This window comes from Microbacterium sp. BWR-S6Y (assembly GCF_041379845.1).
Taxonomy (GTDB): Bacteria; Actinomycetota; Actinomycetes; order Actinomycetales; family Microbacteriaceae; genus Microbacterium; species Microbacterium hydrothermale.
In genome coordinates this window covers 421,732-443,786 of the sequence record NZ_JBFECV010000004.1, presented here as the reverse complement: position 1 = coordinate 443,786, position 22,055 = coordinate 421,732, and the positions used below count along the sequence as shown (strand labels likewise).

Below are 22,055 nucleotides of genomic sequence, written 5' to 3'. Positions count from 1 at the left end.
CGACTCCGGCGGCGAGCGCCCGCCGGCACCGACCGCACCGAGACACAACGCAGGAGATCCATTCGGCGAAAGGGCCGGGAACGGCCGATTCCGCTCGCGGCACGGCCGATCTCCTGCGTTGTGTCCGCCGCACCGAGAGGAACCCATGCTCACCGACGCACAGATCGACGCCATCGCGGCCGAGCTCGCCGAGGCCGACCGCACCCACGCGGTCATCCCGCGCATCACGGCCAGATTCCCGGATGCCGCGGTGGAGGACTCCTACGCGATCCAGGGCCGGTGGCGCGATACGCAGATCGCCGCGGGTCGCACGCTCGTCGGCCGCAAGATCGGACTGACCTCCAAGGCCATGCAGCAGGCGACGGGGATCACCGAGCCCGACTACGGCGTGATGTTCGACGACACCGTCTACCGCTCGGGCGACGAGATCCCGGTCGCACTGTTCTCGAACGTGCGGATCGAGGTCGAGCTCGCGTTCGTGCTCAAGACCCCGCTCGAGGGTCCCGACTGCACGCTCGACGACGCCCTCGCCGCGATCGACTACGCCGTGCCGGCGCTCGAGGTGCTGAACTCGCACATCGAGCTCGAGGGCCGCACGATCGTCGACACCATCAGCGACAACGCCGCGTACGGCGCGATGGTGCTCGGCGAGGTGCGCAAGCGCCCCGACGAGATCGACCTGCGGTGGGTGCCCGGCGTGCTGAGCCGCAACGGCGAGATCGAGGAGACCGGCGTCGCCGCCGGCGTCCTCGGTCATCCCGCCACCGGTGTCGCGTGGCTTGCCAACAAGTTCCACCAGCACGGCGCGCGCCTGGAGGCGGGCGAGATCATCCTGGCAGGATCGTTCACGCGCCCGATGTGGGTGTCGCAGGGCGACGAGGTGCTCTGCGACTACGGACCGATGGGAACGATCACGTGCCGCTTCGTCTGACCCCCACGTTCCGCGACGCCCTCGCCGCATCCGATCGCGCACTGGCCGGCATGTGGGTCTGCTCGGGTAACGCCACGATCGCCGAGATCGCCGCGGGGTCGGGCTTGGATTGGCTGCTGCTCGACATGGAGCACTCCGCGACGTCGCTGGAATCCGTGCTCGCGCAGCTGCAGGTCGCCGCCGCCTACCCCGTCACCCCGGTCGTGCGCGTGCCGTGGAACGACCCCGTGACGATCAAGCGCGTGCTCGACGTCGGCGCCCAGAACCTCATCGTGCCGATGATCTCGTCGGCGGACGAGGCCCGCGCCGCGGTCGCCGCCACGCGCTACCCGCCCGCGGGCGTTCGCGGAGTGGGCAGCGCCCTCGCGCGCAGTGCGCGCTGGAACCGCGTCGACGACTACCTCGCCGACGCGTCCGCGCACGTGTCGCTCACGGTGCAGATCGAGACGACCGCCGGAGTCGCGGCCGCCGCCGAGATCGCGGCCGTCGAGGGGGTGGATGCCGTCTTCGTCGGCCCCTCCGATTTGTCGGCCTCCATGGGCCTGCTGGGCCGACAGGCGCACCCCGACGTCGTCGCCGCGGTGCACCGAGTCTTCTCCGCCGCGAAGGATTCCGGCACCCCGGTCGGCGTGAACGCCTTCGATCCCGCGGTGGCCGAGGCCTACCTCGACGCCGGGGCGGACTTCGTCGCGGTGGGGGCAGACGTGGCGCTGCTCGCCCGGGCCTCGGAGGCGTTGGCGGCGCGGTTCGTCACCGGTCGCGCGAGCGACCGGGACAGCTACTGAGCGCGGGGAGGCGCGGGCCGAACGGCTGAGACTCCGCCCGCCCCGCCGGGGGTACGCGAAGGGGGCCGGACGCGTGCGTCCGGCCCCCTTCGTCACGAGTCAGTCCTCGTCGTCGTCCTCGTCGTCCTCATCGTCGCCGACGATCTCGATGTCTTCGACCTCGAGCTCCGGCGTGAGCTGCACGTGCACGAGCGCGTCGGGGAACGACGTCTGGCCCGCGAAGACCACGATGATCGCGTCGGCGAAGACGCCCACGCCGATCGCCTCGAGGTCGGTGCGCAGGTCGACCTCGGCGTCGAGCTCGTCGTCGTCGAGGGCGTCTTCGATGTCGCTCGCGACCTCTTCGACGATGGCGCGCCAGCGCTCCTCACTGACCGAGAGGATGTCCTTCAGTCCCGCCATGATCGCGTCGAGGTCGGGCTCGTCCTCTTCGTCGATCTCGGGGTCGAGGTCCACCTCGACCTCGACACCGGCGGCGTCCAGGTGACCCGACCCGATGACGCTGTCTTCGTCGATCTGGGCGTCGTCGAGAAGGCCGCTTTCGGTGACGCGGCGGAGGAGGTCGTTCAGCACGGACTCAGTCATGTACAAACTCTGACACGTCCGGAGGGCTCGCGCCTCCCCCATTGCGCGCGACGCTCCGTGTGTTCAGCCGACGGCAGACCGTGGTTCACCGAGCGGCGGTGGCGACGGAGCGGAACGGATGCCGCCCGCACGGTCGCCAGCGGACTGTGCGGGCATGACGGAGGACCTGCATCCGCCGCGCCCGTCCGACCGCGATCGCGCTCCTGAAGCAGGGCCCGCCGCGCCGATTCCCGCCGCGGACCCGCCCCCTGGGCGACCGAGTCAGGCCGACGCGCGCTCCGCCGCCTCGACGACGTTCGTCATCAGCAGGGCGACGGTCATCGGTCCGACCCCGCCGGGGTTCGGCGAGACGAACCCGGCGACCTCGGCCACGTCGGGGTGCACGTCTCCGTACACGCGGGACTTCCCGGTCTCGGGGTCGGTCTCCCGGGTCACGCCCACGTCGAGCACCGCGGCGCCCGGCTTGACGTCCTCCGCGCGCACGATGTGCTTGACCCCCGCGGCGGCGACGATCACGTCGGCCTCGCGCAGGTGCTTCGCCAGGTCGGCGGTGCCGGTGTGAGTGAGGGTGACGGTGGCGTTGATCTCGCGGCGGGTCAGCAGCAGGCCGATCGAGCGGCCGATGGTCACGCCGCGACCGACGACGACGACCTCCTTGCCCTTCAGGTCGTATCCGTTGCGCAGCAGCAGCTCGATGACCCCGCGCGGCGTGCACGGCAGGGGCGTGTGGATCGGCGCAATGACGTTGAGCACGAGACGGCCGAGGTTCGTGGGGTGCAGGCCGTCGGCATCCTTGGCGGGGTCGATGCGCTCGAGCACGCGGTCGGTGTCGATGTGCTTCGGCAGCGGCAGCTGCACGATGTAGCCGTGGCACTCGGGGTCGGCGTTGAGGCGGTCGATGACGGCCTCGACCTCCTCCTGCGTGGCCTCCGCGGGCAGTTCGACCTGGATCGAGTTCATCCCGATCGCCTCGGACTGCTTGTGCTTCATGCCGACGTACAGCTGAGAGGCGGGGTCCGCTCCCACCAGCACCGTCGCGATGCCGGGCACGACACCGCGCTCGCGCAGGGCCGCGACGCGCTCGGTGAGCTCGGCCTTGATCGCCGCCGAGGCGGCCTTTCCGTCCAGAATCGTCGCCGTCATGGCATCCCTCGTTCTGTGTCTGTGGTTCTCGTGGTGTCGGGCGACAACGGTCCGGGCCGTCGCTGATGCGGTGAGCGCCGGCGTCACACGGCCGATGAACGCCGATCCTGTCGAGACACGCGGCGTGGCACCGTGTCTCGACAGGATCACCGTTCATCGCGGCTCAGGACCGCGCGAAGGCGGTGCCGGGAGCCCGACGTGCCAGGGACCGGATGCCGGGGCGGGGCCGCCGCGAAGCGCCCCACCCCGGCCGGGGCTCACTGCTGCAGGTCGGGGTACAGCGGGAAGGCGTCGGCCAGCGTTGCGACGCGCGCGCGCAGGGCCTCGACGTCGGCGCCGGGGATCAGCGCGAGCGCGATGATGTCGGCCACCTCGGTGAACTCGGCATCGCCGAAGCCTCGGGTCGCGAGCGCCGGGGTGCCGATGCGCAGGCCCGAGGTGACCATCGGCGGACGCGGGTCATTGGGGACGGCGTTGCGGTTGACCGTGATGTGGATGTCGTGCAGGAGGTCTTCGGCCTGCTTGCCGTCGATCTCGGCCTCGCGCAGGTCGACGAGCACGAGGTGCACGTCGGTGCCGCCCGAGCGCACGGCGATGCCGGCGTTCTTGACGTCGTCCTGGGTGAGACGGTCGGCGAGGATCGCCGCTCCGCGGAGCGTGCGCTCCTGACGTTCCTTGAACTCGGGCGTCATCGCGAGCTTGAACGCGGTCGCCTTCGCGGCGATCACGTGCATGAGCGGACCGCCCTGCTGGCCCGGGAAGACCGCGGTGTTGATCTTCTTGGCGATGTCGGCGTCGTTGGTGAGGATGAGGCCCGAACGGGGGCCGCCGATCGTCTTGTGCACCGTGGTCGAGACGACGTGCGCGTGCGGGATGGGCGAGGGGTGCACGCCCGCGGCGACGAGACCGGCGAAGTGCGCCATGTCGACCCAGAGCAGCGCGCCGACCTCGTCGGCGATCGCGCGGAAGGCGGCGAAGTCGAGCTGACGGGGGTAGGCCGACCAGCCGGCGATGATGACCTTCGGCTTGTGCTCGACGGCGAGGCGACGCACCTCGTCCATGTCGATGACGCTGGTCTCGGGGTCGACGCCGTAGGCGACGATGTCGTAGAGACGGCCCGAGAAGTTGATCTTCATCCCGTGCGTGAGGTGACCGCCCTGGTCGAGGGCGAGACCGAGCAGCGTGTCGCCGGGGCGCGCGATCGCGTGCAGCACGGCGGCGTTGGCCGAGGCGCCGGAGTGCGGCTGGACGTTGGCGAACTCCGCACCGAACAGCTGCTTCGCGCGCTCGATCGCGAGCGACTCGGCGACGTCGACCTCTTCGCATCCGCCGTAGTAGCGGCGTCCGGGGTACCCCTCGGCGTACTTGTTGGTCAGCACCGAGCCCTGCGACTGCAGCACCGAGACGGGCACGAAGTTCTCCGACGCGATCATCTCGAGGAACCCGCGCTGGCGGTTCAGCTCGCGCTCGAGCACCTCGGCGATCTCGGGGTCGACCTCGGAGAGGGGGGCGTTGAAGTACGGATCGGTCATGCGATCTCCTTGACGATGGTTCCGGATGCCGCGGACTCGGCGAGCCCGCGAAGATACCGCATCGACCCAGGCGTGCGGTCGAATACCGTCAAGCGGTCGCTCCCCGGTGGTTCCCCACCTCAACGCCAGTCGCGACGGTGCCACTTTAGCGGCAAAAGCCGTCGCCGCCGGGCGGCTTCCGGCATCCACTGGTCCTCCACAGGAACGGCGGCGCTCCTCGCCGACGTCGGCCCCGCGCGCCCACTCGACTCGACGGCGAGCGATCCCGGACGCCGGCGCCCGACGCCCGCGTAAAATGACCTCGTGACCGACTCCCCCCACGTCCGCGCGCAGGCGCCCCTCGCCCCCGGCATGCGTCCGCGGCCGACGGCGGTCGAGATCGGCAGCGTCCTGTGCGGCGTCTTCGCGTTCCTGACCCTCGCCCTGTGGGGCTTCACAGCGTGGCCGTTGCCGTGGAACATCGTCGCCGGCATCGGCGCCCCCGCCCTCGCCATCATCGTCTGGGCGCTGTTCGTCTCGCCCCGCGCCGTGCTCGCGGTGCACCCGTTCGTGCGCGCGATCGTCGAGCTGTTCGTCTACGCAGCCGCCACGGTGGCGTGGTGGAGCATGGGGCAGGCGCTCATCGGCCTGGTCTTCGCGATCATCGCCGTCACCTTCGGTGCGCTGAACGGCCGTCGGCGCCTGGCGTGACCTCCGACGTCGTCGCGCTGCTCCGGGCCGAGCTCGGCGCGCGCGTCGACACCTCCCCGACCGCACTCGAGGCCGCGCGGGCGGACAAGTCCGGCCATGCCGCGGACGGCCTCCCGCTCGCGGTCGTGCACGCGGCATCCGTCGCCGACGTCCAGGCGGTCATGCGCATCGCCACCGCCACCCGCACGCCCGTCGTGCCGCGCGGAGCGGGAACGGGCCTCGCGGGAGGGGCGAACACGGGCGGCGGCGAGATCAGCCTGTCCGTGCGCGCCATGGACCGCCTCGTCGAGGTGCGCCCCGACGACCTGCTCGCGGTGGTCGAACCCGGCATCCTGAACGCCGACCTCAACGCGCAGCTCGAACCGCACGGGGTGTGGTGGGCGCCCGACCCCGCAAGCCGTGCCATCTCGACCGTCGGCGGCAACATCGCCACGGGCGCGGGCGGCCTGCTGTGCGCGAAGTACGGCGTCGTGCGCGACGCGGTGCTGGGGGTCGTCCTCGTGCTCGCAGACGGACGCCTGCTCCACCTCGGACACCGCAGCGTGAAGGGCGTGACCGGCCTCGACCTCACCTCGCTCGTGATCGGCTCCGAGGGGACGCTCGGCGTGGTGGTCGGCGCCACCCTCAAGCTCCGCCGACTCATCGAGGGCGAGCGGGTGACCCTCACCGCCCTGTTCGACGGCGTCCGTGCCGCCGCGGTGGCGTGCGCCGCCGTCACCGCCTCCGGGGTGCAGCCCGCGATCATGGAACTGATGGATGCCACGAGCCTCGCCGCCGTGCACCGCCTGCTCTCGATGCCGGCTCCGCCCGCGGGCGCGGCGCAGGTGACCATCCAGACCGACGGGCCCGTCGCGGCCGCGGAGGCGCGGTCGATCGCCGCGGTGCTGGAGGCCGCGGGCGGGCGCGTGTCGGTCGCGGCCGACGCCACCGAGGGCGAGGAGCTCCTCGCCGTGCGCCGGGCCATGCATCCCGCGATGGAGACGCTCGGCACGACGCTGATCGAGGACGTGTCGGTGCCGCGCAGCGCCCTGCCCGACATGTTCGACGAGATCGCCCGCATCGAGCGCACCTTCGGCCTCGTCATCCCGGCGGTCGCCCACGCGGGCGACGGCAACCTGCACCCGAACTTCGTCTTCGAGGGGCCCGAGGTCCCGCCCGTCGTGTGGGAAGCGGCCGAGGAGCTGTTCCGCGCCGCCCTGGCCCTGGGAGGAACGCTCACGGGCGAACACGGCATCGGGGTGCTCAAGCGTCGCTGGCTGGCCGACGAGCTCGGCGACGACCAGTGGCGGCTGCAGCGCGACATCGCTCGCGTGTTCGACCCGCTCGGCATCCTGAATCCGGGCAAGGTCTTCGTCGACTGAGGCCGGTTCTCCCGCGTCGCGGCCGCGTCGAACCTCGGCGTGATCAGACCGTGATATTGCTCGGGGGTGATGCGCAGCATGCGCCTTTAGCATGGGAAGACTGACTTCCGGGGGGTTTGACTATGACCGACGGCGCACCTGGCACCGACGGCGCGACGTACGCCTGGGCTCCCGCCGAGCCCGCACCGCGCAAGAACCGCTCCGGCCTGTGGATCGGCATTCCCGCCGGCGCCACGGCCGTGGCCCTCATCGCCGCGTCGCTCGTGCTCATCGCCCCCGGTGCCTCGGTCGCCGGGGTGCAGATCGGCGGTCTCACGCCCGGAGCCGCGGCCCAGGCCATCTCGAACCGCCTCGCCGAGACCTCCGTCACGGTCGAGAGCCCCGCGGGCGAGGTCGTCGTCACGGGCGCCGACCTCGGCGCGACGGTCGACGCGGCCGCGCTCGCCGACAAGGCCTTCGCCGACAACCCCATGTGGAAGCCGTCGTCGTGGTTCCCCGAGGGGACCGGCGTGTCGATCTCGGTCGACGCGGCCGAGGCGGCGGCCGCGCTGCGCGACAAGGCCCCGGGTGCGTACCGCGCTCCCGTCGACGCGACGGTGGCGTACGACGCCGGCTCCCAGGCCTACGTGACCACGCCGGCCGAGGCCGGAGAGGGCATCGACGTCGCCACGGTGACCGCGGCACTGCAGTCGGCCTTCGACTCCGGCACCGCGTCGACCACGGTCGAGGCGAGCCTCGTCCCGGTCGAGGCGCCCGTCTCCACCGACGAGGCGGCCGCGGCCGTCGGCACGCTCAACGGCATCCTCGACTCCGCCGGCTTCTACGTCGGCGATGAGCGCACGGTGACCGTCGATCGCGCCACCGCCGCGGCGTGGCTCACCGTCACCCCCGACGGCAAGGGCGACTTCGCCATCTCGGCCGACCAGGCCGCGATCCAGAACGCCGTCGCGGGGCTTCCGGCCGCCGTCGACCGCGGCGCGGTCAACGCCGACGTGATCGTCGACACCGGCGGAGAGGTCATCCACACCAACACCGAGGGGCAGACCGGACGCACGCTCGGAGACACCGCCGGCGTCGCCGCGGCCTTCGCGTCGCAGCTGGCCGAGGGCAACGGACGCTACGAGCTGGCCGTCACCGAGACGCCGTTCGAGACGACGAAGACCGAGCGCCGCATCGACGTCAACCTCAGCACGCAGACCACGACGCTCTGGCAGAACGGTCAGGTCTACCGCTCCTGGTCGATCTCGTCGGGAGCGGGCGACCACGCCACCCACACGGGCGAGTTCCGCATCGGCTGGAAGACGCAGATGCAGGACATGGGCTGCGTCCCCGGCTACGACTACTGCACGAAGGACGTCCCCTGGGTCGCGTACTTCAACGGCGACGAGGGCTTCCACGGCACGTACTGGCACAACAACTTCGGTACGCCGATGAGCCACGGCTGCATCAACATGACGATCTCCGCCGCGAAGGAGCTCTACGACTGGGCCTACCGCGGTACCGAGGTGTCGGTCCACTACTGAGCCCGGACCCTTCGAGGAGGGGCGGATGCCATCGGCATCCGCCCCTCCTTCCGTTTCCGCCCGTGCTCGCGTGTCGTGCGCCTGCCCGCCGCCCGGCACAACTCCTGCAACCCGGCCCCACCCGGCACCCACCGGCCCCGAACACCCCGCATCTGCAGGAGTTGTGCGCGCCGGTCAGGGCCGACCGCGGGGCCGAGCCGAGCACCAACGGGGCGGGGCGACGACGAAAGAGGGGCGGATGCCGCATGGCATCCGCCCCTCTCGGGATCAGGCGATCAACGCAGGGCGTCGACCACGGCGTTCAGCGTCGCGGACGGGCGCATGACCTTCTCGACCAGTTCCGTGTTAGGGCGGTAGTAGCCGCCGATCTCGGCGTGGTGGCCCTGCACGGCGTTGAGCTCGGCGACGATCGTCTGCTCCTCGGCCGCCAGCTTCTCGGCGACAGGGGCGAAGACGGCGGCGAGCTCGGCGTCCGACGTCTGCTGCGCCAGCTCCTGCGCCCAGTAGAGGGCGAGGTAGAAGTGGCTGCCGCGGTTGTCGATCGTGCCGAGCGCGCGTCCCGGCGACTTGTCGTTCTCGAGGAACGTACCGGTCGCGGCGTCGAGCGTCTGCGCGAGCACGCGGGCGCGGTCGTTGCCCGTGGTGTCGGCGAGGTGCTCGAGCGAGGCCGCGAGGGCGAAGAACTCACCGAGCGAGTCCCAGCGGAGGTAGTCCTCCTCGACGAGCTGCTGCACGTGCTTGGGCGCGGAGCCGCCGGCGCCGGTCTCGAACAGCCCGCCGCCCGCGAGCAGCGGGACGATCGAGAGCATCTTGGCGCTCGTGCCCACCTCGAGGATCGGGAACAGGTCGGTGAGGTAGTCGCGCAGCACGTTGCCGGTCACCGAGATCGTGTCCTCGCCGCGGCGAATGCGCTCGAGCGAGTACGTCGTGGCCTCGGCAGGGGCGAGGATCTCGATCGTGAGGCCCTCGGTGTCGTGATCGGCGAGGTACTCGTGCACCTTGGCGATGAGGTTGCGGTCGTGCGCGCGGGTCTCGTCGAGCCAGAACACGGCCGGAACGCCGGTCGCACGGGCGCGGGTGACAGCGAGCTTCACCCAGTCGCGCACCGCGACGTCCTTGGTCTGCGTCGCGCGCCAGATGTCGCCGGTGTTCACGTCGTGCTCGAGCAGCACGTCGCCGTTCGAGGCGACGACCTGCACGCGGCCCGGAGCCGGGATCTCGAAGGTCTTGTCGTGGCTTCCGTACTCCTCGGCGGCCTGGGCCATGAGGCCGACGTTCGGAACGGAGCCGATCGTGGCCGGGTCGAGCGGGCCGTTCGCGATGACGTCGTCGATCGTGGCCTGGTAGACCCCGGCGTACGAGGAGTCGGGGATGACGGCGAGAGTGTCGTCCTCTCCCCCGTCGGCGCCCCACAGCTTGCCGCCGTTGCGGATGAGCGCGGGCATCGACGCGTCGACGATGACGTCGGACGGCACGTGCAGGTTGGTGATGCCCTTGTCGCTGTTGACGTACGACAGGCGGGGACCCGAGGCGAGCGCGTCGCGGATCTCGGCGGCGATCGCGTCGCCGCCCTCGACGTTCGACAGACCCGCGAGGATCGATCCGAGGCCGTCGTTGGGGGTCAGCCCCGCGGCGGCGAGGGCGTCGCCGTGACGGTCGAACACGTCGGCGAAGAACGCCTTCACGACGTGGCCGAAGATGATCGGGTCGCTGACCTTCATCATCGTGGCCTTGAGGTGCACCGAGTAGAGCACGTCGTCGGCCTTCGCCTGGGCGAGCGTGTCGGCCAGGAACGCGTCGAGGGCTGCGGCCGAGAGGAAGGTGGCATCCACGATCTCGCCCTGGAGGACCTTCAGGCCCTCCTTGAGGGTCTTCACGGTGCCGTCGGCGGCGACGTGCTGGATGGAGAGCACGTCGTCGTCGGCGATGACGACCGACTTCTCGTTCGAGCGGAAGTCGTCGTGACCGAGGGTCGCGACGCGGGTCTTCGAACCCTCGCCGAACGCCTTGTTGCGGTGGGGGTGCTTCTTCGCGTAGTTCTTCACGGCCAGGGGCGCGCGGCGGTCGCTGTTGCCCTCGCGCAGCACCGGGTTCACCGCGGAACCCTTGATGCGGTCGTAGCGGGCGCGCACGTCCTTGTCTTCGACGCTCGCCGCCTCGTCGGGGTAGTCGGGGATGTCGTAGCCCTGCGACTGCAGCTCGGCGATCGCGGCCTTGAGCTGCGGGATGGATGCCGAGATGTTGGGCAGCTTGATGATGTTCGCCTCGGGCAGCGTGGCCAGTCCGCCGAGCTCCGCGAGGGCATCGCCCACCTGCTGCTCGGGGGTCAGACGCTGCGGGAAGGCCGCGAGGATGCGGCCGGCGAGCGAGATGTCGCGGGTCTCGACGTCGACGCCCGCCTGCTTCGTGACGGCCTGCACGATCGGCAGGAACGACGCGGTGGCGAGAGCCGGCGCCTCGTCGGTGTACGTGTAGATGATGGTGGAATCGGGCACGTCAGATCTCTCCGTAGAGGCGGCCAGGGTTGCGATTCAGCCTATCGCACCCGGGCAAAGTCTCTTGATGTCGAGATAGTTGCGCACGGACTCACCGACCCGCGGGTGCCCGCTTCAGGCCCGGATGCCATGCTCCCTGGCCGTCCTGGGATGCGCCAGCGTGTCGCGCGGGAGGTCGGCGACCCGCATCCACCCCGGGCCCTCGACCCGGGTGCCGTTCGCGACGAGGTCGTCGATCGCGGCATCCACCTCGCGCGAGATCTCGTCGGCGAGCTGACTGCCGACCACCATCGACACGATGACGCGGCACCGCTCCCCCACGACACGGGCCGTCACGACGATCACGGCTTTGAGCGAGAACGGTCCGATGCGGGTCGTGAACAACGACAACCCGGTGTTGTCGAGGAGAGCCTCGCTGAGGATGTCACCGCGCTCCCACACCCAGAGGCTCTCGCCCGTCGCCTCGGAAACGGCGGAGCTCGTGCGCTCCGGCGCCGGACGCAGGTGCGCGCGGGTCAAGGCGAGCGACACCGCGTTGACCGCGGCATCCTGCGCGTCGCGCGACACGTGGATGATGCACGCCCGGGCGATCTTCCATCGACCCGCCGGTCCTTCTTCGACGCGCGCAGGGCGCTCGGGCGGCACGGAGGCGGATTCCATCGATCCAGCGTACGGGTGGGCGGTACCGAGTCGACTCATGCGCCGACATGCGCTCTTTGGGGCGGGACGACGGTGCCGCTAGCCTGGGCGCATGGCTGACCTGCGTCTCGTCGAACTGTCCGCCGCCACGATCGTGGCCGTGAACAACCTCTCGCTCAAGCCCGGACAGGAGCAGTTCCTGGCCCCGGTCAGCTACGGCATCGCCGCGACCGTGATGAACCCGTCGACGTCGTGGCAGCGCGTGGTGCTCGACGGCGACGAGGTCGTCGGCTTCGTCAGCGCCAACTTCGACGGCGAGGCGACCGAGGAGCACTTCCGCTCTGTGCTGTGGCGCATCAACGTCGACGCCGATGACCAGGGCCGCGGCGTCGGAAGCTTCGCGCTCGCGCAGCTCCTCGACGAGGCGCGCCGCCGCGGAATGGACCACGTCGACGTCATCTACGAACCCGGCGTCGGCGGCCCCGAGGCCTTCTTCCAGCGCGTGGGCTTCGAGCCTGTCGACGAGACGGAGTACGGCGAGGTCGTCGCGCGCGTTCGCGTGTGAGGGGAAAGAAAGCTGCTTTTCGGGTGAGCCCCGAGCTCTCGAGCGGTTCTGGCGCGCGCCGTTTCCTATTGTGTCGCCATGACCGGACCGTGGTTCTCCCTCCCCTTCGGAGTCGCACTCGCGGCCTACAGTTTGGTTCAGCTGGGCTCAGCCCCGCAGTGGTGGGACATCGCCACCACGACCATCCTGCTTTTCGCGGCCGCGACATCCATCCTGCGCGGCGTCCTCGACCTGCGAGCTCGCCGACGCACGTCGCGTGACTGACGACGGATGCCACGCCCCGGCGGGGACGTGGCATCCGGTGCGTACGCGGGTCAGACCAGCGACTCGCGCCACGCCGCGTGCAGCTGCGCGAATTTGCCCGTGCCGGCGATGAGGGCGGCGGGACTGTCGTCCTCGATGATGCGGCCGTGCTCCATCACGAGCACGCGGTCGGCGATCGCGACCGTCGACAGGCGATGCGCGATGATGATGGCCGTGCGATCGGCCAGCAGTGTCTGCAGCGCATCTTGGATCAGACGCTCGCTCGGAATGTCGAGCGAGGCCGTGGCCTCGTCGAGGATCAGCACCGCGGGGTCGGCGAGGAACGCGCGGGCGAACGAGATCAGCTGCCGCTGACCCGCCGAGACCCGACCTCCGCGCTTGTTCACGTCGGTGTCGTAACCGTCGGGCAGCTTCGAGATGAAGCCGTCGGCTCCCACCGCGCGGGCGGCGGCGCGGATCTCGTCCATCGTGGCGTCGGGCTTGCCGAGCGCGATGTTGTCGGCGACGGTCCCGCTGAACAGGTACGCCTCCTGCGTGACCATGACGATGGCACGCCGAAGATCCTTCGGGTGAAGGCGGCGGAGGTCGACGTCGTCGAGGGTGACGGCGCCCTGCGTCGGGTCGTAGAAGCGCGAGATGAGCTTCGCGAGCGTGGTCTTGCCCGCACCCGTCGTCCCGACGAGCGCGATCGTCTGCCCGGCCGGGATGTCGAGCGTGAAGTTCGGCAGGATGACACGGCCCTCGGTGTATCCGAAGGTGACCTCGTCGAAGCGGACGTGCCCGCGGGCGCTCCACAGGTCGACGGGGTCGGTGGGGTCGGGAACCGTCGGCTCCTCCTCGAGCACGCCCGACACCTTCTCGAGGGCGGCCGTGGCGGACTGGTACGAGTTCAGGAAGAACGCGACCTCCTGCAGCGGCGAGAAGAAGTTGCGCACGTACAGCACCGCGGCGGTGAGCACACCGATCTCGAGCGGTCCCGCGATGACGCGACCGCCACCCCACAGCAGCACGACGGCGACGGAGACGGCGGCGACCGCCATGATCCCCGGCTCGAAAGTCCCGAAGAGGCGGATGGAGCGCATGTTGACGTCGCGGTAGTCGGCGGCGAGCTTGCCGAACTCGGCGTCGTTGCGGGGCTCCTTTCGGAACGCCTTGACCGCGCGGATGCCCGTCATCGTCTCGACGAACTTGACGATGACCTGGGCGCTGATGACCCGCGACTCGCGGTAGATCACCTGCGAGCGCGTGTAGAACCACCGCATGAGCAGGTACATCGGGATGCCCATGAGCGTGAGGATCAAGCCCGACTGCCAGTCGATGAGGAAGAGCGCACCGAGTGTGAACAGTCCGTAGAGCACGCCCGAGACCAGCTCGTTGAGTCCACCGTCGAGCAGTTCGCGGATCGTGTCGAGGTCGCTCGTCTGGCGCGAGATGATGCGGCCCGACGTGTACGACTCGTGGAACTCCAGACTGAGCTTCTGCGTGTGCAGGAAGATGCGCTTGCGTAGGTCGAGCATGATCGCCTGCGTCAGCCGCGCCGCGACGACCACGTACCAGCCGATCAGCACGGCACCGCCGATGCCGGCGAGGAGGTACACACCGACCACGCCGTAGGTCGGGAGCCAGTCGCTGCGTTCGATCACGGCGGGCAGCGCGTTGTCGATGCCGTAGGCGATCAGCGCGGGGCCCGCCACGCGCAGCGCCGTCGAGACGACGAGCACGGCCGCGGCCAGCACGAGCTGCCACCGCAGCGGCGAGACGAGGGAGCCGAGCAGGCGCAGGGAGCGCTGACGGATGGCCTTGCTCTCGGCGCGGGTGTAGTCGGAGCGGTCTTCGCCGCTGGTTCCGGAGACGGTCGCGGTGGTCATCGGGTCGCCTCCTTCTCGGTGAGGGCGTCGTCGGCGGAGATGTCGCCGTCGGGTGCCGGAGCGGATGCCGCTGTCGAGCGCGCCGCGGCATCCTTCGGGGCGCGTTCGGGCATGACGACCGGGATGGCCCCCGTGCGCGCTTCGCGTTCGGCCTCTTCGAGGCTCGAGATGACGTAGCGGTAGTGCTCGCTCTCGCGCAGCAGATCGGAGTGGGTGCCGACGGCGGTGACCCGGCCGTCCTGCAGGAGGGCGACGCGGTCGGCGAGGGTGACCGTCGACGGCCGGTGGGCCACGACGAGCGCCGTGGTCTCGCTGAGCACCTCGCGCAGGGCGTCTTCGACGAGGGCCTCGGTGTCGACGTCGAGCGCCGACAGCGGGTCGTCGAGGACGAGCACGGCCGGGCGGGCCGCCACCGCGCGCGCGAGGGCGAGGCGCTGGCGCTGGCCTCCCGAGAGGCTGAGTCCCTCTTCGCCGATCACGGTGTCGAGTCCGTCGGGCAGGTCGTACACGAACTGCGCCTGGGCGACCTGCAGGGCCTCGCGCAGGATCTCGTCCGCCTCGGGCGAGCCCGGCGTGAGGTCCTCGCGCCCGAGGAGGACGTTGTCGCGCACCGACTGCGAGAACAGGGTCGCGTCTTCGAACGCCATTCCGACGTGGCGACGCAGTTCGGCGAGCGTGAGCTCGCGCACGTCGACGCCGTCGAGGAGCACTCGTCCGCCCGTGACGTCGTAGAGCCGCCCCGGCAGGGTGGTGAGGGTGGTCTTGCCCGAGCCGGTCAGCCCGACGAGGGCCATCGTCTCGCCGGGGCGGAGCGTGAGGTCGACGCCGTCGAGCAGGTCGGGCTCGGTGTCGGCGGCATCCTGATAGCGGAAATGGGCGTTGTCGAACGTGAGCTCTCCGCGCGGGGCCGCGATCGAACGAGGGGTCTCGGGGTCGACGATCGTGTTCTGCTCGTCGAACACCTCGAAGATGCGATCGGTCGCGGTGCGCGCGTCGAGGAGGAACGAGAAGAGGAAGCCGATCGACTCCAGGGGCCAGCGGAGCACCGTGGCCATGGCGAAGAACGCGACGAGTTCGGCGACCTGCAGCTGACCGAGCTGCGTGAGCACGATGCCCGCGCCCAGGCACACCGCGAAGGCGATGTCGGGCAGCAGCACGAGCCAGAACCAGATCCATCCGACCGCGCGCGCTTTGTCGATCTCGGTCTCGCGGAGCGACTCGGCCTGACGCGTGAACTTCTGGAGCGCGTGCTTGCCGCGGCCGAAGGCTTTGAGCACACGGATGCCGTGCACGCTCTCTTCGACGGAGGTGGCGAGGTCGCCCGCCTGATCCTGACTCTGGCGGGTGAGGGCGCCGTAGCGCTTCTCGAAGCGGAAGCCGACGTAGATGACCGGGGCGGAGGTGACCAGGAACAGCGCACCGAGCAGCCAGTGCCACCGGAACAACAGGACCGCGCCGATGACGATCGTCAGCATGTTGACCACGAGCAGGATGACCCCGAAGGCGAGCCAGCGGCGCAGCATGCTGATGTCCTGCATCATGCGCGAGAGCAGCTGACCCGACTGCCAGCGATCGTGGAACGCGACGGGCAATCGCTGCAGGCGCGAGTAGAACGATTGGCGCAGGTCGTACTCGACCTTGGTGGCCGGCGCGAGCACGAACCAGCGCCGCAACCACACCATCGCCGCTTCGGCGAGGCCCAGCCCGAGCACGGCGAAGGAGCCCCACACCAGGGCGGTCGGGTCGAGAGAGGCGATGGGGCCGGCGACGATCTGCTCGAGCACGAGCGGGATGGCGAGGGCGAGCAGGCTCGCGATCAGTGCGGTGACGGCGCCCGCGATGAGGCGGGGCAGCACCGGCCGCGCGATCGGCAGGAGCCGCGCGAGGGCGCGCGGTGTGGAGAGGCGTTTCGGAGTCGTTGAGGTGGTCATGATCCTCGTGGGGTCGAAGCGGGCGCCGGGATCGGGCGCGGACAGGGAGGCCGAAGGCGAGACGAGAGTCGTCGATCGGGGCGGAGCGGGAGCGCCGGAGCGCGGACGCGGGGCCCTAGGAGCGTCGGCCGGGGCGCGCGGCGAGGAAGGACGCGGCGGCCGGGGCGACGGGGGCGTCGATCTGGTCCATGGCATCCTCCTTGATCGGTGTGAAGCCATCGCCGGGGGAACGACAGCCCTCCAGACTATCCCTGAGAGAACGCTGAGGGCAAGAGTGTCCTCGCCGCTCAGGCGGCCGCTTCGCGCGTCAGCAGACGGCGCTTGACGTCGGTGCCCCACGCGAACCCGCCCATCGTCCCGTCTCCGCGGAGCACGCGATGGCACGGGACGAAGAGGGCGACCGCGTTGCGGGCGCAGATCGATGCCGCAGCCCGCACCGCGGCGGGAGACCCGAGTGCCGCCGCGAAGCCGCTGTAGGTAAGGGGGGCGCCGGGGGCGATGTCGCGCAGGCCGCGCCACCCGGCGAGCTGCAGGGCCGTGCCCTGCTGCGCGACCTCGACGTCGTCGATCGCCGCGAGGTCGCCGTCGTAGTACGCCCGGACGGCTTTCGCGGCCCCGGTGTCGCCCTCCACCACCCGGTCGGGTCGACGGTCGGGACGCAGCCGGGCGAGGACGGCGTCGGGGTCGGCCGTCCAGCCCGACACGATGACGCGATCGGCGTCGTCGGCGAGGATCGCGAAAGCTCCGTCGGGGGTGTCGACGAACTGGAGGGTGGCCGTGGTCATGCGGGGGTCTCGCTCTCTGTTTCGGGGAGGGATGCCGGGTGCCCGGCTGACACCTCGACGGTGAGGTCGGACGACACGACGTCGACCCGACCGCGCCCGGATGCGCGACGTGTCGCCGGCACCGTGGAGGCAGCCGCCGTTTCGGCGGGTGCGCGCCACGCCTGGGTCACGGGCGCGGCGTACCAGTAGTGCGCCATCGCGTAGCTGCGCCAGGGCGCGAGGCGCGCCGACCAGTCGGTGAAGCCGACGGGGTCGGACGGCAGCCCCAGCGCTGCGGCTCCGGCGCGCGCCGCGACGTCACCCGGCAGCAGGACATCGGGATCGCCGAGCACGCGCATGCGAACGTAATCTGCGGTCCATGGTCCGATCCCCCGCCGCGCGAGCAGACGCTCCCGCTGATCCGCGGCATCGTCGCCGAAACCGAGGGTCAGGCTGCCGTCGGCCAGCGCCGCGGCCGCGTCGACGATCGCGCGCATGCGCGCGGCCGGTCCGCGCAGCACTTCGAGTCCGCGCTCGGCGATCTCGGCGGGACTCGGGAACAGCGTCATCGGTTCGGGGCCGACGCCCACTCGCTCCCCCAGCGCTTCGGCGAGACGGCCCTGCATCGTGCGGGCCGACGCGACGCTGATCTGCTGGCCGATCATGGCGCGCAGCAGCATCTCGTCGGCATCCAGCGCCCCGGGTACGCGCACCCCGGGGATCGCCGCGACGGCGGGCGCGAGTTCGGGGTGGCGCGCGAGCGACTCGTCGATCGCGAGCGGATCGGCGTCGAGGTCGAACAGGCGACGCACGCGGGAGATGAGCGTGCCGAGGTCGGCGAGGGCGCCGAGGCGCGCCCGCAAGCGGAGGCGTCCGTCGTCAGCCTGGCGCACCTCGAACCACGCCGGTCCCCCGGGCAGGCGCACCACGCGGGCGAACGAGGTGTCGCCGCCCACCTCGACCCCGGGGATGGCGTGGGCGCGCATCCAGCCGAACAGCCCGACGGTGTCGATCGGCCCGCGCACCGGCAGCGCGAGGTCGATCTCACCCGCGGCCGCCTCGACCCCCGACGCGTGAGGTCGACGGGCTCGCAGCGCGCTCGGCGGCATCCCGAACACCTCGCCGATGGTCTCGGTGAACTGACGGATGCTGGAGAACCCGGCGGAGAACGCCACGTCGGCCGACGACAGGTCGGTGCCGACCAGAAGAGCTCGAGCGGTGTGCGCGCGGTGCGCGCGGGCCAGGGCGAGCGGCCCCGCACCGAGCTCGGCGGCGAGCAGTCGCGTGAGGTGCCGTGAGGAGTAGCCCAGGCGTCGGGCCAGTCCCGGGACCCCCTCGCGGTCGACGACTCCGTCGGCGATGAGACGCATCGCGCGGGCGACGGCGTCTCCGCGGACGTCCCACAGGGGCGACCCCGGAGCGGCCTCGGGCAGACACCGCTTGCACGCGCGGTAGCCGGCCTCGTGCGCCGCCGCCGACGTGGCGTAGAACGTGACGTTCTGCTCTTTCGGCGTGCGCGCGGGGCAGCTCGGCCGGCAGTAGATGCCGGTCGAGCGCACGGCGGTGACGAACTGCCCGTCGAAGCGGCGATCGCGCGACTGGATCACGCGATAGCGCTCGGCGAAGCCCGGTACGTCGGCGGTGGTGGGGGTCATGGCATCCACCCTGCCACCGACCTCCGACATCGGCTGGCGGAAATCGGACACGGGCGTGACCCGGCCGACACGCGAATACGGAGGCGCCCGAGCGAAGAACCGGGACCGCCGGATCGACCGAGTCCCGAAGGACCCGGCCGATCCGGCGCACTCACCCCTGGGCGATCGCGAATCCACCCGGCGGCACCACGACGGTCACGGTCCCGCCCGTCGCGGTGCTGCGCACCAGCGCACCCGAGGCGTCGTAGATCGACACGGTCGAGGCCACTCCCGCGGCGCCGATGCTCGTGCGCTGCGGCGCGACGGCGCTCGAGTGCACGAGCTCGCTGCGGGCGTCGCCGCCCAGCACGAGGCGCGAGACCTATGGGCGCACGATCAGGCCGTCGAGGGTGAGCTCGCCCTTCTGCACCCGGACGTCGACCTGGGAGCCCTTGCCCGCGGCGGGAGCCGTCAGCGCATAGGGCAGGAGGGCGCCCGGCGTCGGAGAGATGCCCTGCTCGGGTCCCGTGATCTTCAGAGCACCTCCGCCCTTCCACGTCGACTTCGAGGTCTCACCCGGCTCGGTCCACACGACCGGCTCGATCCATCGTCCGGTGTCTCCGGCGCCGAGGTCCCAGGTCGCGCTCTGACGCGCGCCCAGTGTGAGAGCGTCGCCCGACCAGCTCGACTCCCCCGTCCACGACGACTCGGGCGTGAACACGGTGCCGTCGGTGCGCACCGCGTCTTCGGCCTCGACGTACGACAGTCCGACGCGGCTCTCGACCGAGGTCAGGGCCGCGGCCCGCTCCGCCACCGCGGGATGGGCGTCGAGGGCGAGCGCGGTGAGCAGGCCGTGGATGGTCGACTCCGCGCCGCTGTTGCCGTTGACCGTGCCGTCGGGCTGCAGGCCGTCGTAGGTGACACCGGTCGCGGGGTCGTACATCTGCGCCCCGGCGTGGTTGGCCCCGAAGAACCAGGCGGCCTGCATCCCGGCGAGCTCGGCGAACGCGGCCGACCCCGTCGTGTCGGCCAGCGCGAGCAGCGACTGCACTCGCGAGTCGGCGCCGTAGGCGATCTGCACGCGGTCGGTGGGGCTCGGGAACCAGCCGTTGTCGGGGCCGCCGGCGGTGAGCAGCGTCGTGGTGAAGCTCGTGGCATCCGCGATCGCCGGCTCGGTCAGGGCGTCGTCGTCGAACAGGTCGCCGGCCTCGGCGAGCGCCGCGGGCATCTGCGAGCCCCAGGCGTGCCACATCGCGGGCGACTGGGCCCACGGCAGCACAGCGCCGTACGGCCACTGGCGGGTGTTCCCGGATGCCATGGCGGCCACGCCCTCCGCGAGCTGACGCGCCGCGGTGGCCGAGGAGTCGTCGCCGGCGCGCACGGCCGCAGTGAGCCCGAGGACCGCTTCGGCCGTGGCATCCGCCCCGTCGACGATCAGCCACGCCGGCACCTTCTTACCGTCGGACTCGACGTACTGGCCGTACTTCGACAGGGCGTCGCGCTCGATGGCGCCGCGCGAGAGCGCGAGACGGTCCTTGAGGAACGACGCGAACGCCGGGTCGTCGTCGGCGAAAGCCGCGTAGCCCTCGCCGAGGGCCCAGACGGTCCGCGCGGTCCAGTAGCTCGGCCCGGAATCGGAGGGATCGGGCAGCTCGACGGGTTCGGCCGAGGGGTTGAGCTCTCCGTCAGGCTGCATCCACAGCACGACGTTGCCGGCCGAGGGCCCCTCCGTCGTCTGGTGGTAGGCGACGGTGCGCAGCAGCTCGTACGCCTTCCGGCGGCTGTCCGAGTCGCCGGTGAGCTCCCAGTGCCGGGTGTAGACGACGGCCGCACGCGTGTTGTCGTCGGCATTGAAGGCGCCCTGGCCCCAATCGCCGGTCGCGGGGTCGAGCGGACCGCCACCCACGCGCTGGAACGTGCCGCCGTCGCGCGCATCGGCGTAGGTCCAGGGGGCCAGCAGGGTCGGTTCCTCGGCCTGCCGGTAGGTCGAGTGCCCCGCGACGTCGGCGGGCGGTGTCGCCTCGTCGAGCAGGAAGTCGAGGTGGTCGAGGTTGGCGAGGGCCCCGGATGCGGCGGAAGCGGGCACCGCTTCGGGCGCGGGCGCCGCGGCGGCGGCCGTGGTGAGCGGGACGGCGAGAGCGGCGGTGCCCAGCACGGCCGTCAGTCGCGCACTCCATCGTGCGTTCATGGGGAGGGGATCCTTTCGATGGGTGGGGGCGCGACCCCCGCCGACGCGGTCTCCCGAGGGAGCGCGGACGGCCGGAGTCGCGCCGTACTCAGTCGGTGCGCTCGAGCAGGGCGACACCGATCTTCGAGTCCGCCATGCCGTAGAAAACGAAGTGACGGCCGTCGATCTCCTCGATCGCGGTCGGGAACACGACGTTGGGCACGATTCCGCTGCGCTCGTCGTCGGTCTCGGGGGCCAGGAGCGGCTCGGGCGTGCGCGCGATCACGCGGCTGGGGTCGGCGGCATCCAGGATCAAGGCACCGGCGGCGTAGTTGACCTTCTGCTGCTGCGAGAACGCGCTGTCGATCACGCCGGTCACCCCGTGATGCAGCACGAGCCACCCCTCCGGAATGCGCAGCGGCGGCGGGCCACCGCCGATCTTGACCTCCTCGAAGGGGTACTCGGGCCCCGCGACGAAACGATGCTGCTCCCACAGCGCGAGCGCCGAGAGATCGTCGCGGACGGCGGCGAGGGGCACGTAGCTGATCCAGATGGACTGCCGCTGATCCTCGACACCCGCGGGAACGCGCACGCCCTGACCCGGCTTGGTCTCGCCCAGATCCCACATCGGCCTGTGCAGCACCGCGAGCGACTCGGTGCCGTCGGGCGCCGAGACGGGCTCGGGGAAGAACACCGTGTCCTTGTTGTGGAAGAGATTGAGGTCCATGTCGAGGTCGTCCTGGTAGCGGAAGATCGCCGGGCCCAGCCGCTTCCACTCGCGCAGGTCCTTCGACACGGCGACGGCCGTGCGGGGTCCGAGCGGGCCGTAGGCGACATACGTCATCACGTGCAGACCGAGCGCCTCGATCCACGTGGTGCGGGGATCCTCGGTGCCGGCATTGCCGACGCCGCGCTCCCACCCGCGATCGGGCTGCAGCACGACGCCCTCGCGCTCGACCGAGACGGGCACGCCGTTCTCGACCACGACGCGGGCGATCCCGACGCGCGAGACGTTGCCCTCCGCGACCAGGCGCGGCAGCAGGTAGAGCCGTCCGTCGGGTCCGCGACCGGATGCCGGGTTGAGCACGCCCTCGGCCTCGTTGGCGTTGCCGGGCTCGGGGGTCATCACCACCCCGACGCGCGTGAGGCGGTAGGGGACGGGGGATTCGGGGGTCATT

The 22,055-nt window shown here is 71.1% G+C and carries 19 protein-coding genes and 1 riboswitch; of the genes, 7 read left to right on the top strand and 12 right to left on the bottom strand.

All coding sequences use genetic code 11. From position 1 onward, the window contains the following. The first annotated feature begins 145 nt into the window (after positions 1-145). Positions 146-931: a fumarylacetoacetate hydrolase family protein gene (locus AB1K56_RS11625; protein WP_136587093.1), complete on the top strand. Its 786-nt coding sequence runs from the start codon at positions 146-148 to the stop codon at positions 929-931. After that, positions 916-1,716, top strand: a complete 801-nt coding sequence (locus AB1K56_RS11620) for an HpcH/HpaI aldolase/citrate lyase family protein (protein WP_371205765.1) — start codon at positions 916-918, stop codon at positions 1,714-1,716. Before AB1K56_RS11625 ends, AB1K56_RS11620 begins: the two co-directional genes overlap by 16 nt. A 99-nt stretch (positions 1,717-1,815) precedes the next feature. Here the strand turns inward: AB1K56_RS11620 and AB1K56_RS11615 are convergent, their stop codons facing one another. From AB1K56_RS11615 to glyA, 3 genes are all read right to left on the bottom strand, one after another. Further along, positions 1,816-2,301, bottom strand: coding sequence for a cytochrome C5 (locus AB1K56_RS11615; RefSeq protein WP_136587095.1), 486 nt, complete (start codon positions 2,299-2,301; stop codon positions 1,816-1,818). Between the two features lie 261 nt (positions 2,302-2,562). Next, entirely contained in the window at positions 2,563-3,444 is an 882-nt protein-coding gene (locus AB1K56_RS11610) for a bifunctional methylenetetrahydrofolate dehydrogenase/methenyltetrahydrofolate cyclohydrolase (protein ID WP_371205764.1), read from the bottom strand. Between the two features lie 257 nt (positions 3,445-3,701). After that, the gene (gene glyA / locus AB1K56_RS11605) at positions 3,702-4,976 is read right to left on the bottom strand and encodes a serine hydroxymethyltransferase (RefSeq protein WP_371205763.1); all 1,275 of its coding nucleotides are present in this window, start codon (positions 4,974-4,976) and stop codon (positions 3,702-3,704) included. Between the two features lie 57 nt (positions 4,977-5,033). Next, positions 5,034-5,119, bottom strand: a riboswitch (ZMP/ZTP riboswitch). 160 nt (positions 5,120-5,279) lie between these two features. Between glyA and AB1K56_RS11600 the strand changes: the two genes are divergently transcribed. From AB1K56_RS11600 to AB1K56_RS11590, 3 genes are all read left to right on the top strand, one after another. Continuing rightward, positions 5,280-5,666, top strand: coding sequence for a YrdB family protein (locus AB1K56_RS11600; RefSeq protein ID WP_371205762.1), 387 nt, complete (start codon positions 5,280-5,282; stop codon positions 5,664-5,666). Continuing rightward, the gene (locus AB1K56_RS11595) at positions 5,663-7,027 is read left to right on the top strand and encodes an FAD-binding oxidoreductase (RefSeq protein ID WP_371205761.1); all 1,365 of its coding nucleotides are present in this window, start codon (positions 5,663-5,665) and stop codon (positions 7,025-7,027) included. Before AB1K56_RS11600 ends, AB1K56_RS11595 begins: the two co-directional genes overlap by 4 nt. 122 nt (positions 7,028-7,149) lie before the next feature. Beyond that, positions 7,150-8,550 (top strand): L,D-transpeptidase family protein, encoded by a 1,401-nt coding sequence (locus tag AB1K56_RS11590; RefSeq protein WP_371205760.1) that lies wholly within the window; start codon positions 7,150-7,152, stop codon positions 8,548-8,550. A 275-nt stretch (positions 8,551-8,825) separates the two neighbouring features. Here AB1K56_RS11590 and AB1K56_RS11585 read toward each other — a convergent pair whose 3' ends face one another. Next, positions 8,826-11,045, bottom strand: coding sequence for an NADP-dependent isocitrate dehydrogenase (locus AB1K56_RS11585; RefSeq protein ID WP_371205759.1), 2,220 nt, complete (start codon positions 11,043-11,045; stop codon positions 8,826-8,828). A 114-nt stretch (positions 11,046-11,159) separates the two neighbouring features. Beyond that, positions 11,160-11,705, bottom strand: a complete 546-nt coding sequence (locus AB1K56_RS11580) for a hypothetical protein (RefSeq protein ID WP_371205758.1) — start codon at positions 11,703-11,705, stop codon at positions 11,160-11,162. A 91-nt stretch (positions 11,706-11,796) separates the two neighbouring features. Between AB1K56_RS11580 and AB1K56_RS11575 the strand changes: the two genes are divergently transcribed. Both AB1K56_RS11575 and AB1K56_RS11570 read left to right on the top strand, forming a co-directional pair. Then, positions 11,797-12,249: a GNAT family N-acetyltransferase gene (locus tag AB1K56_RS11575; RefSeq protein ID WP_371205757.1), complete on the top strand. Its 453-nt coding sequence runs from the start codon at positions 11,797-11,799 to the stop codon at positions 12,247-12,249. Between the two features lie 78 nt (positions 12,250-12,327). After that, entirely contained in the window at positions 12,328-12,513 is a 186-nt protein-coding gene (locus AB1K56_RS11570) for a hypothetical protein (protein WP_371205756.1), read from the top strand. 50 nt (positions 12,514-12,563) lie between these two features. Here AB1K56_RS11570 and AB1K56_RS11565 read toward each other — a convergent pair whose 3' ends face one another. From AB1K56_RS11565 to AB1K56_RS11535, 7 genes are all read right to left on the bottom strand, one after another. Continuing rightward, on the bottom strand, positions 12,564-14,381 hold the full coding sequence (locus tag AB1K56_RS11565) for an ABC transporter ATP-binding protein (RefSeq protein WP_371205755.1): 1,818 nt from the start codon (positions 14,379-14,381) through the stop codon (positions 12,564-12,566). Beyond that, complete coding sequence (locus tag AB1K56_RS11560) at positions 14,378-16,312, bottom strand: ABC transporter ATP-binding protein (RefSeq protein WP_371205754.1); 1,935 nt, start codon at positions 16,310-16,312, stop codon at positions 14,378-14,380. The genes AB1K56_RS11565 and AB1K56_RS11560 overlap by 4 nt, the downstream gene beginning before the upstream one ends. A gap of 287 nt (positions 16,313-16,599) precedes the next feature. Continuing rightward, positions 16,600-17,097, bottom strand: coding sequence for a methylated-DNA--[protein]-cysteine S-methyltransferase (locus AB1K56_RS11555; RefSeq protein WP_371205753.1), 498 nt, complete (start codon positions 17,095-17,097; stop codon positions 16,600-16,602). Beyond that, on the bottom strand, positions 17,094-18,731 hold the full coding sequence (locus AB1K56_RS11550) for an AlkA N-terminal domain-containing protein (protein WP_371205752.1): 1,638 nt from the start codon (positions 18,729-18,731) through the stop codon (positions 17,094-17,096). Before AB1K56_RS11550 ends, AB1K56_RS11555 begins: the two co-directional genes overlap by 4 nt. A gap of 151 nt (positions 18,732-18,882) precedes the next feature. Further along, positions 18,883-19,080, bottom strand: a complete 198-nt coding sequence (locus AB1K56_RS11545; RefSeq protein WP_371205751.1) for a hypothetical protein — start codon at positions 19,078-19,080, stop codon at positions 18,883-18,885. Between the two features lie 12 nt (positions 19,081-19,092). Then, on the bottom strand, positions 19,093-20,898 hold the full coding sequence (locus AB1K56_RS11540; RefSeq protein ID WP_371205750.1) for a hypothetical protein: 1,806 nt from the start codon (positions 20,896-20,898) through the stop codon (positions 19,093-19,095). 88 nt (positions 20,899-20,986) lie between these two features. Then, positions 20,987-22,054, bottom strand: a complete 1,068-nt coding sequence (locus AB1K56_RS11535; protein WP_371205749.1) for a glycosidase — start codon at positions 22,052-22,054, stop codon at positions 20,987-20,989. Between the last annotated feature and the right edge of the window lies 1 nt (position 22,055).

Excerpts from the sequence above, each read along its gene's own strand:
- AB1K56_RS11625 (WP_136587093.1), top strand. The coding sequence starts at position 146 with ATGCTCACCGACGCACAGATCGACGCCATCGCGGCCGAGCTCGCCGAG.
- AB1K56_RS11615 (WP_136587095.1), bottom strand. The coding sequence starts at position 2,301 with ATGACTGAGTCCGTGCTGAACGACCTCCTCCGCCGCGTCACCGAAAGC.
- AB1K56_RS11610 (WP_371205764.1), bottom strand. The coding sequence starts at position 3,444 with ATGACGGCGACGATTCTGGACGGAAAGGCCGCCTCGGCGGCGATCAAG.
- glyA (WP_371205763.1), bottom strand. The coding sequence starts at position 4,976 with ATGACCGATCCGTACTTCAACGCCCCCCTCTCCGAGGTCGACCCCGAG.
- AB1K56_RS11590 (WP_371205760.1), top strand. The coding sequence starts at position 7,150 with ATGACCGACGGCGCACCTGGCACCGACGGCGCGACGTACGCCTGGGCT.
- AB1K56_RS11580 (WP_371205758.1), bottom strand. The coding sequence starts at position 11,705 with ATGGAATCCGCCTCCGTGCCGCCCGAGCGCCCTGCGCGCGTCGAAGAA.
- AB1K56_RS11575 (WP_371205757.1), top strand. The coding sequence starts at position 11,797 with ATGGCTGACCTGCGTCTCGTCGAACTGTCCGCCGCCACGATCGTGGCC.
- AB1K56_RS11570 (WP_371205756.1), top strand. The coding sequence starts at position 12,328 with ATGACCGGACCGTGGTTCTCCCTCCCCTTCGGAGTCGCACTCGCGGCC.
- AB1K56_RS11565 (WP_371205755.1), bottom strand. The coding sequence starts at position 14,381 with ATGACCACCGCGACCGTCTCCGGAACCAGCGGCGAAGACCGCTCCGAC.
- AB1K56_RS11560 (WP_371205754.1), bottom strand. The coding sequence starts at position 16,312 with ATGACCACCTCAACGACTCCGAAACGCCTCTCCACACCGCGCGCCCTC.
- AB1K56_RS11555 (WP_371205753.1), bottom strand. The coding sequence starts at position 17,097 with ATGACCACGGCCACCCTCCAGTTCGTCGACACCCCCGACGGAGCTTTC.
- AB1K56_RS11550 (WP_371205752.1), bottom strand. The coding sequence starts at position 18,731 with ATGACCCCCACCACCGCCGACGTACCGGGCTTCGCCGAGCGCTATCGC.
- AB1K56_RS11540 (WP_371205750.1), bottom strand. The coding sequence starts at position 20,898 with ATGAACGCACGATGGAGTGCGCGACTGACGGCCGTGCTGGGCACCGCC.
- AB1K56_RS11535 (WP_371205749.1), bottom strand. The coding sequence starts at position 22,054 with ATGACCCCCGAATCCCCCGTCCCCTACCGCCTCACGCGCGTCGGGGTG.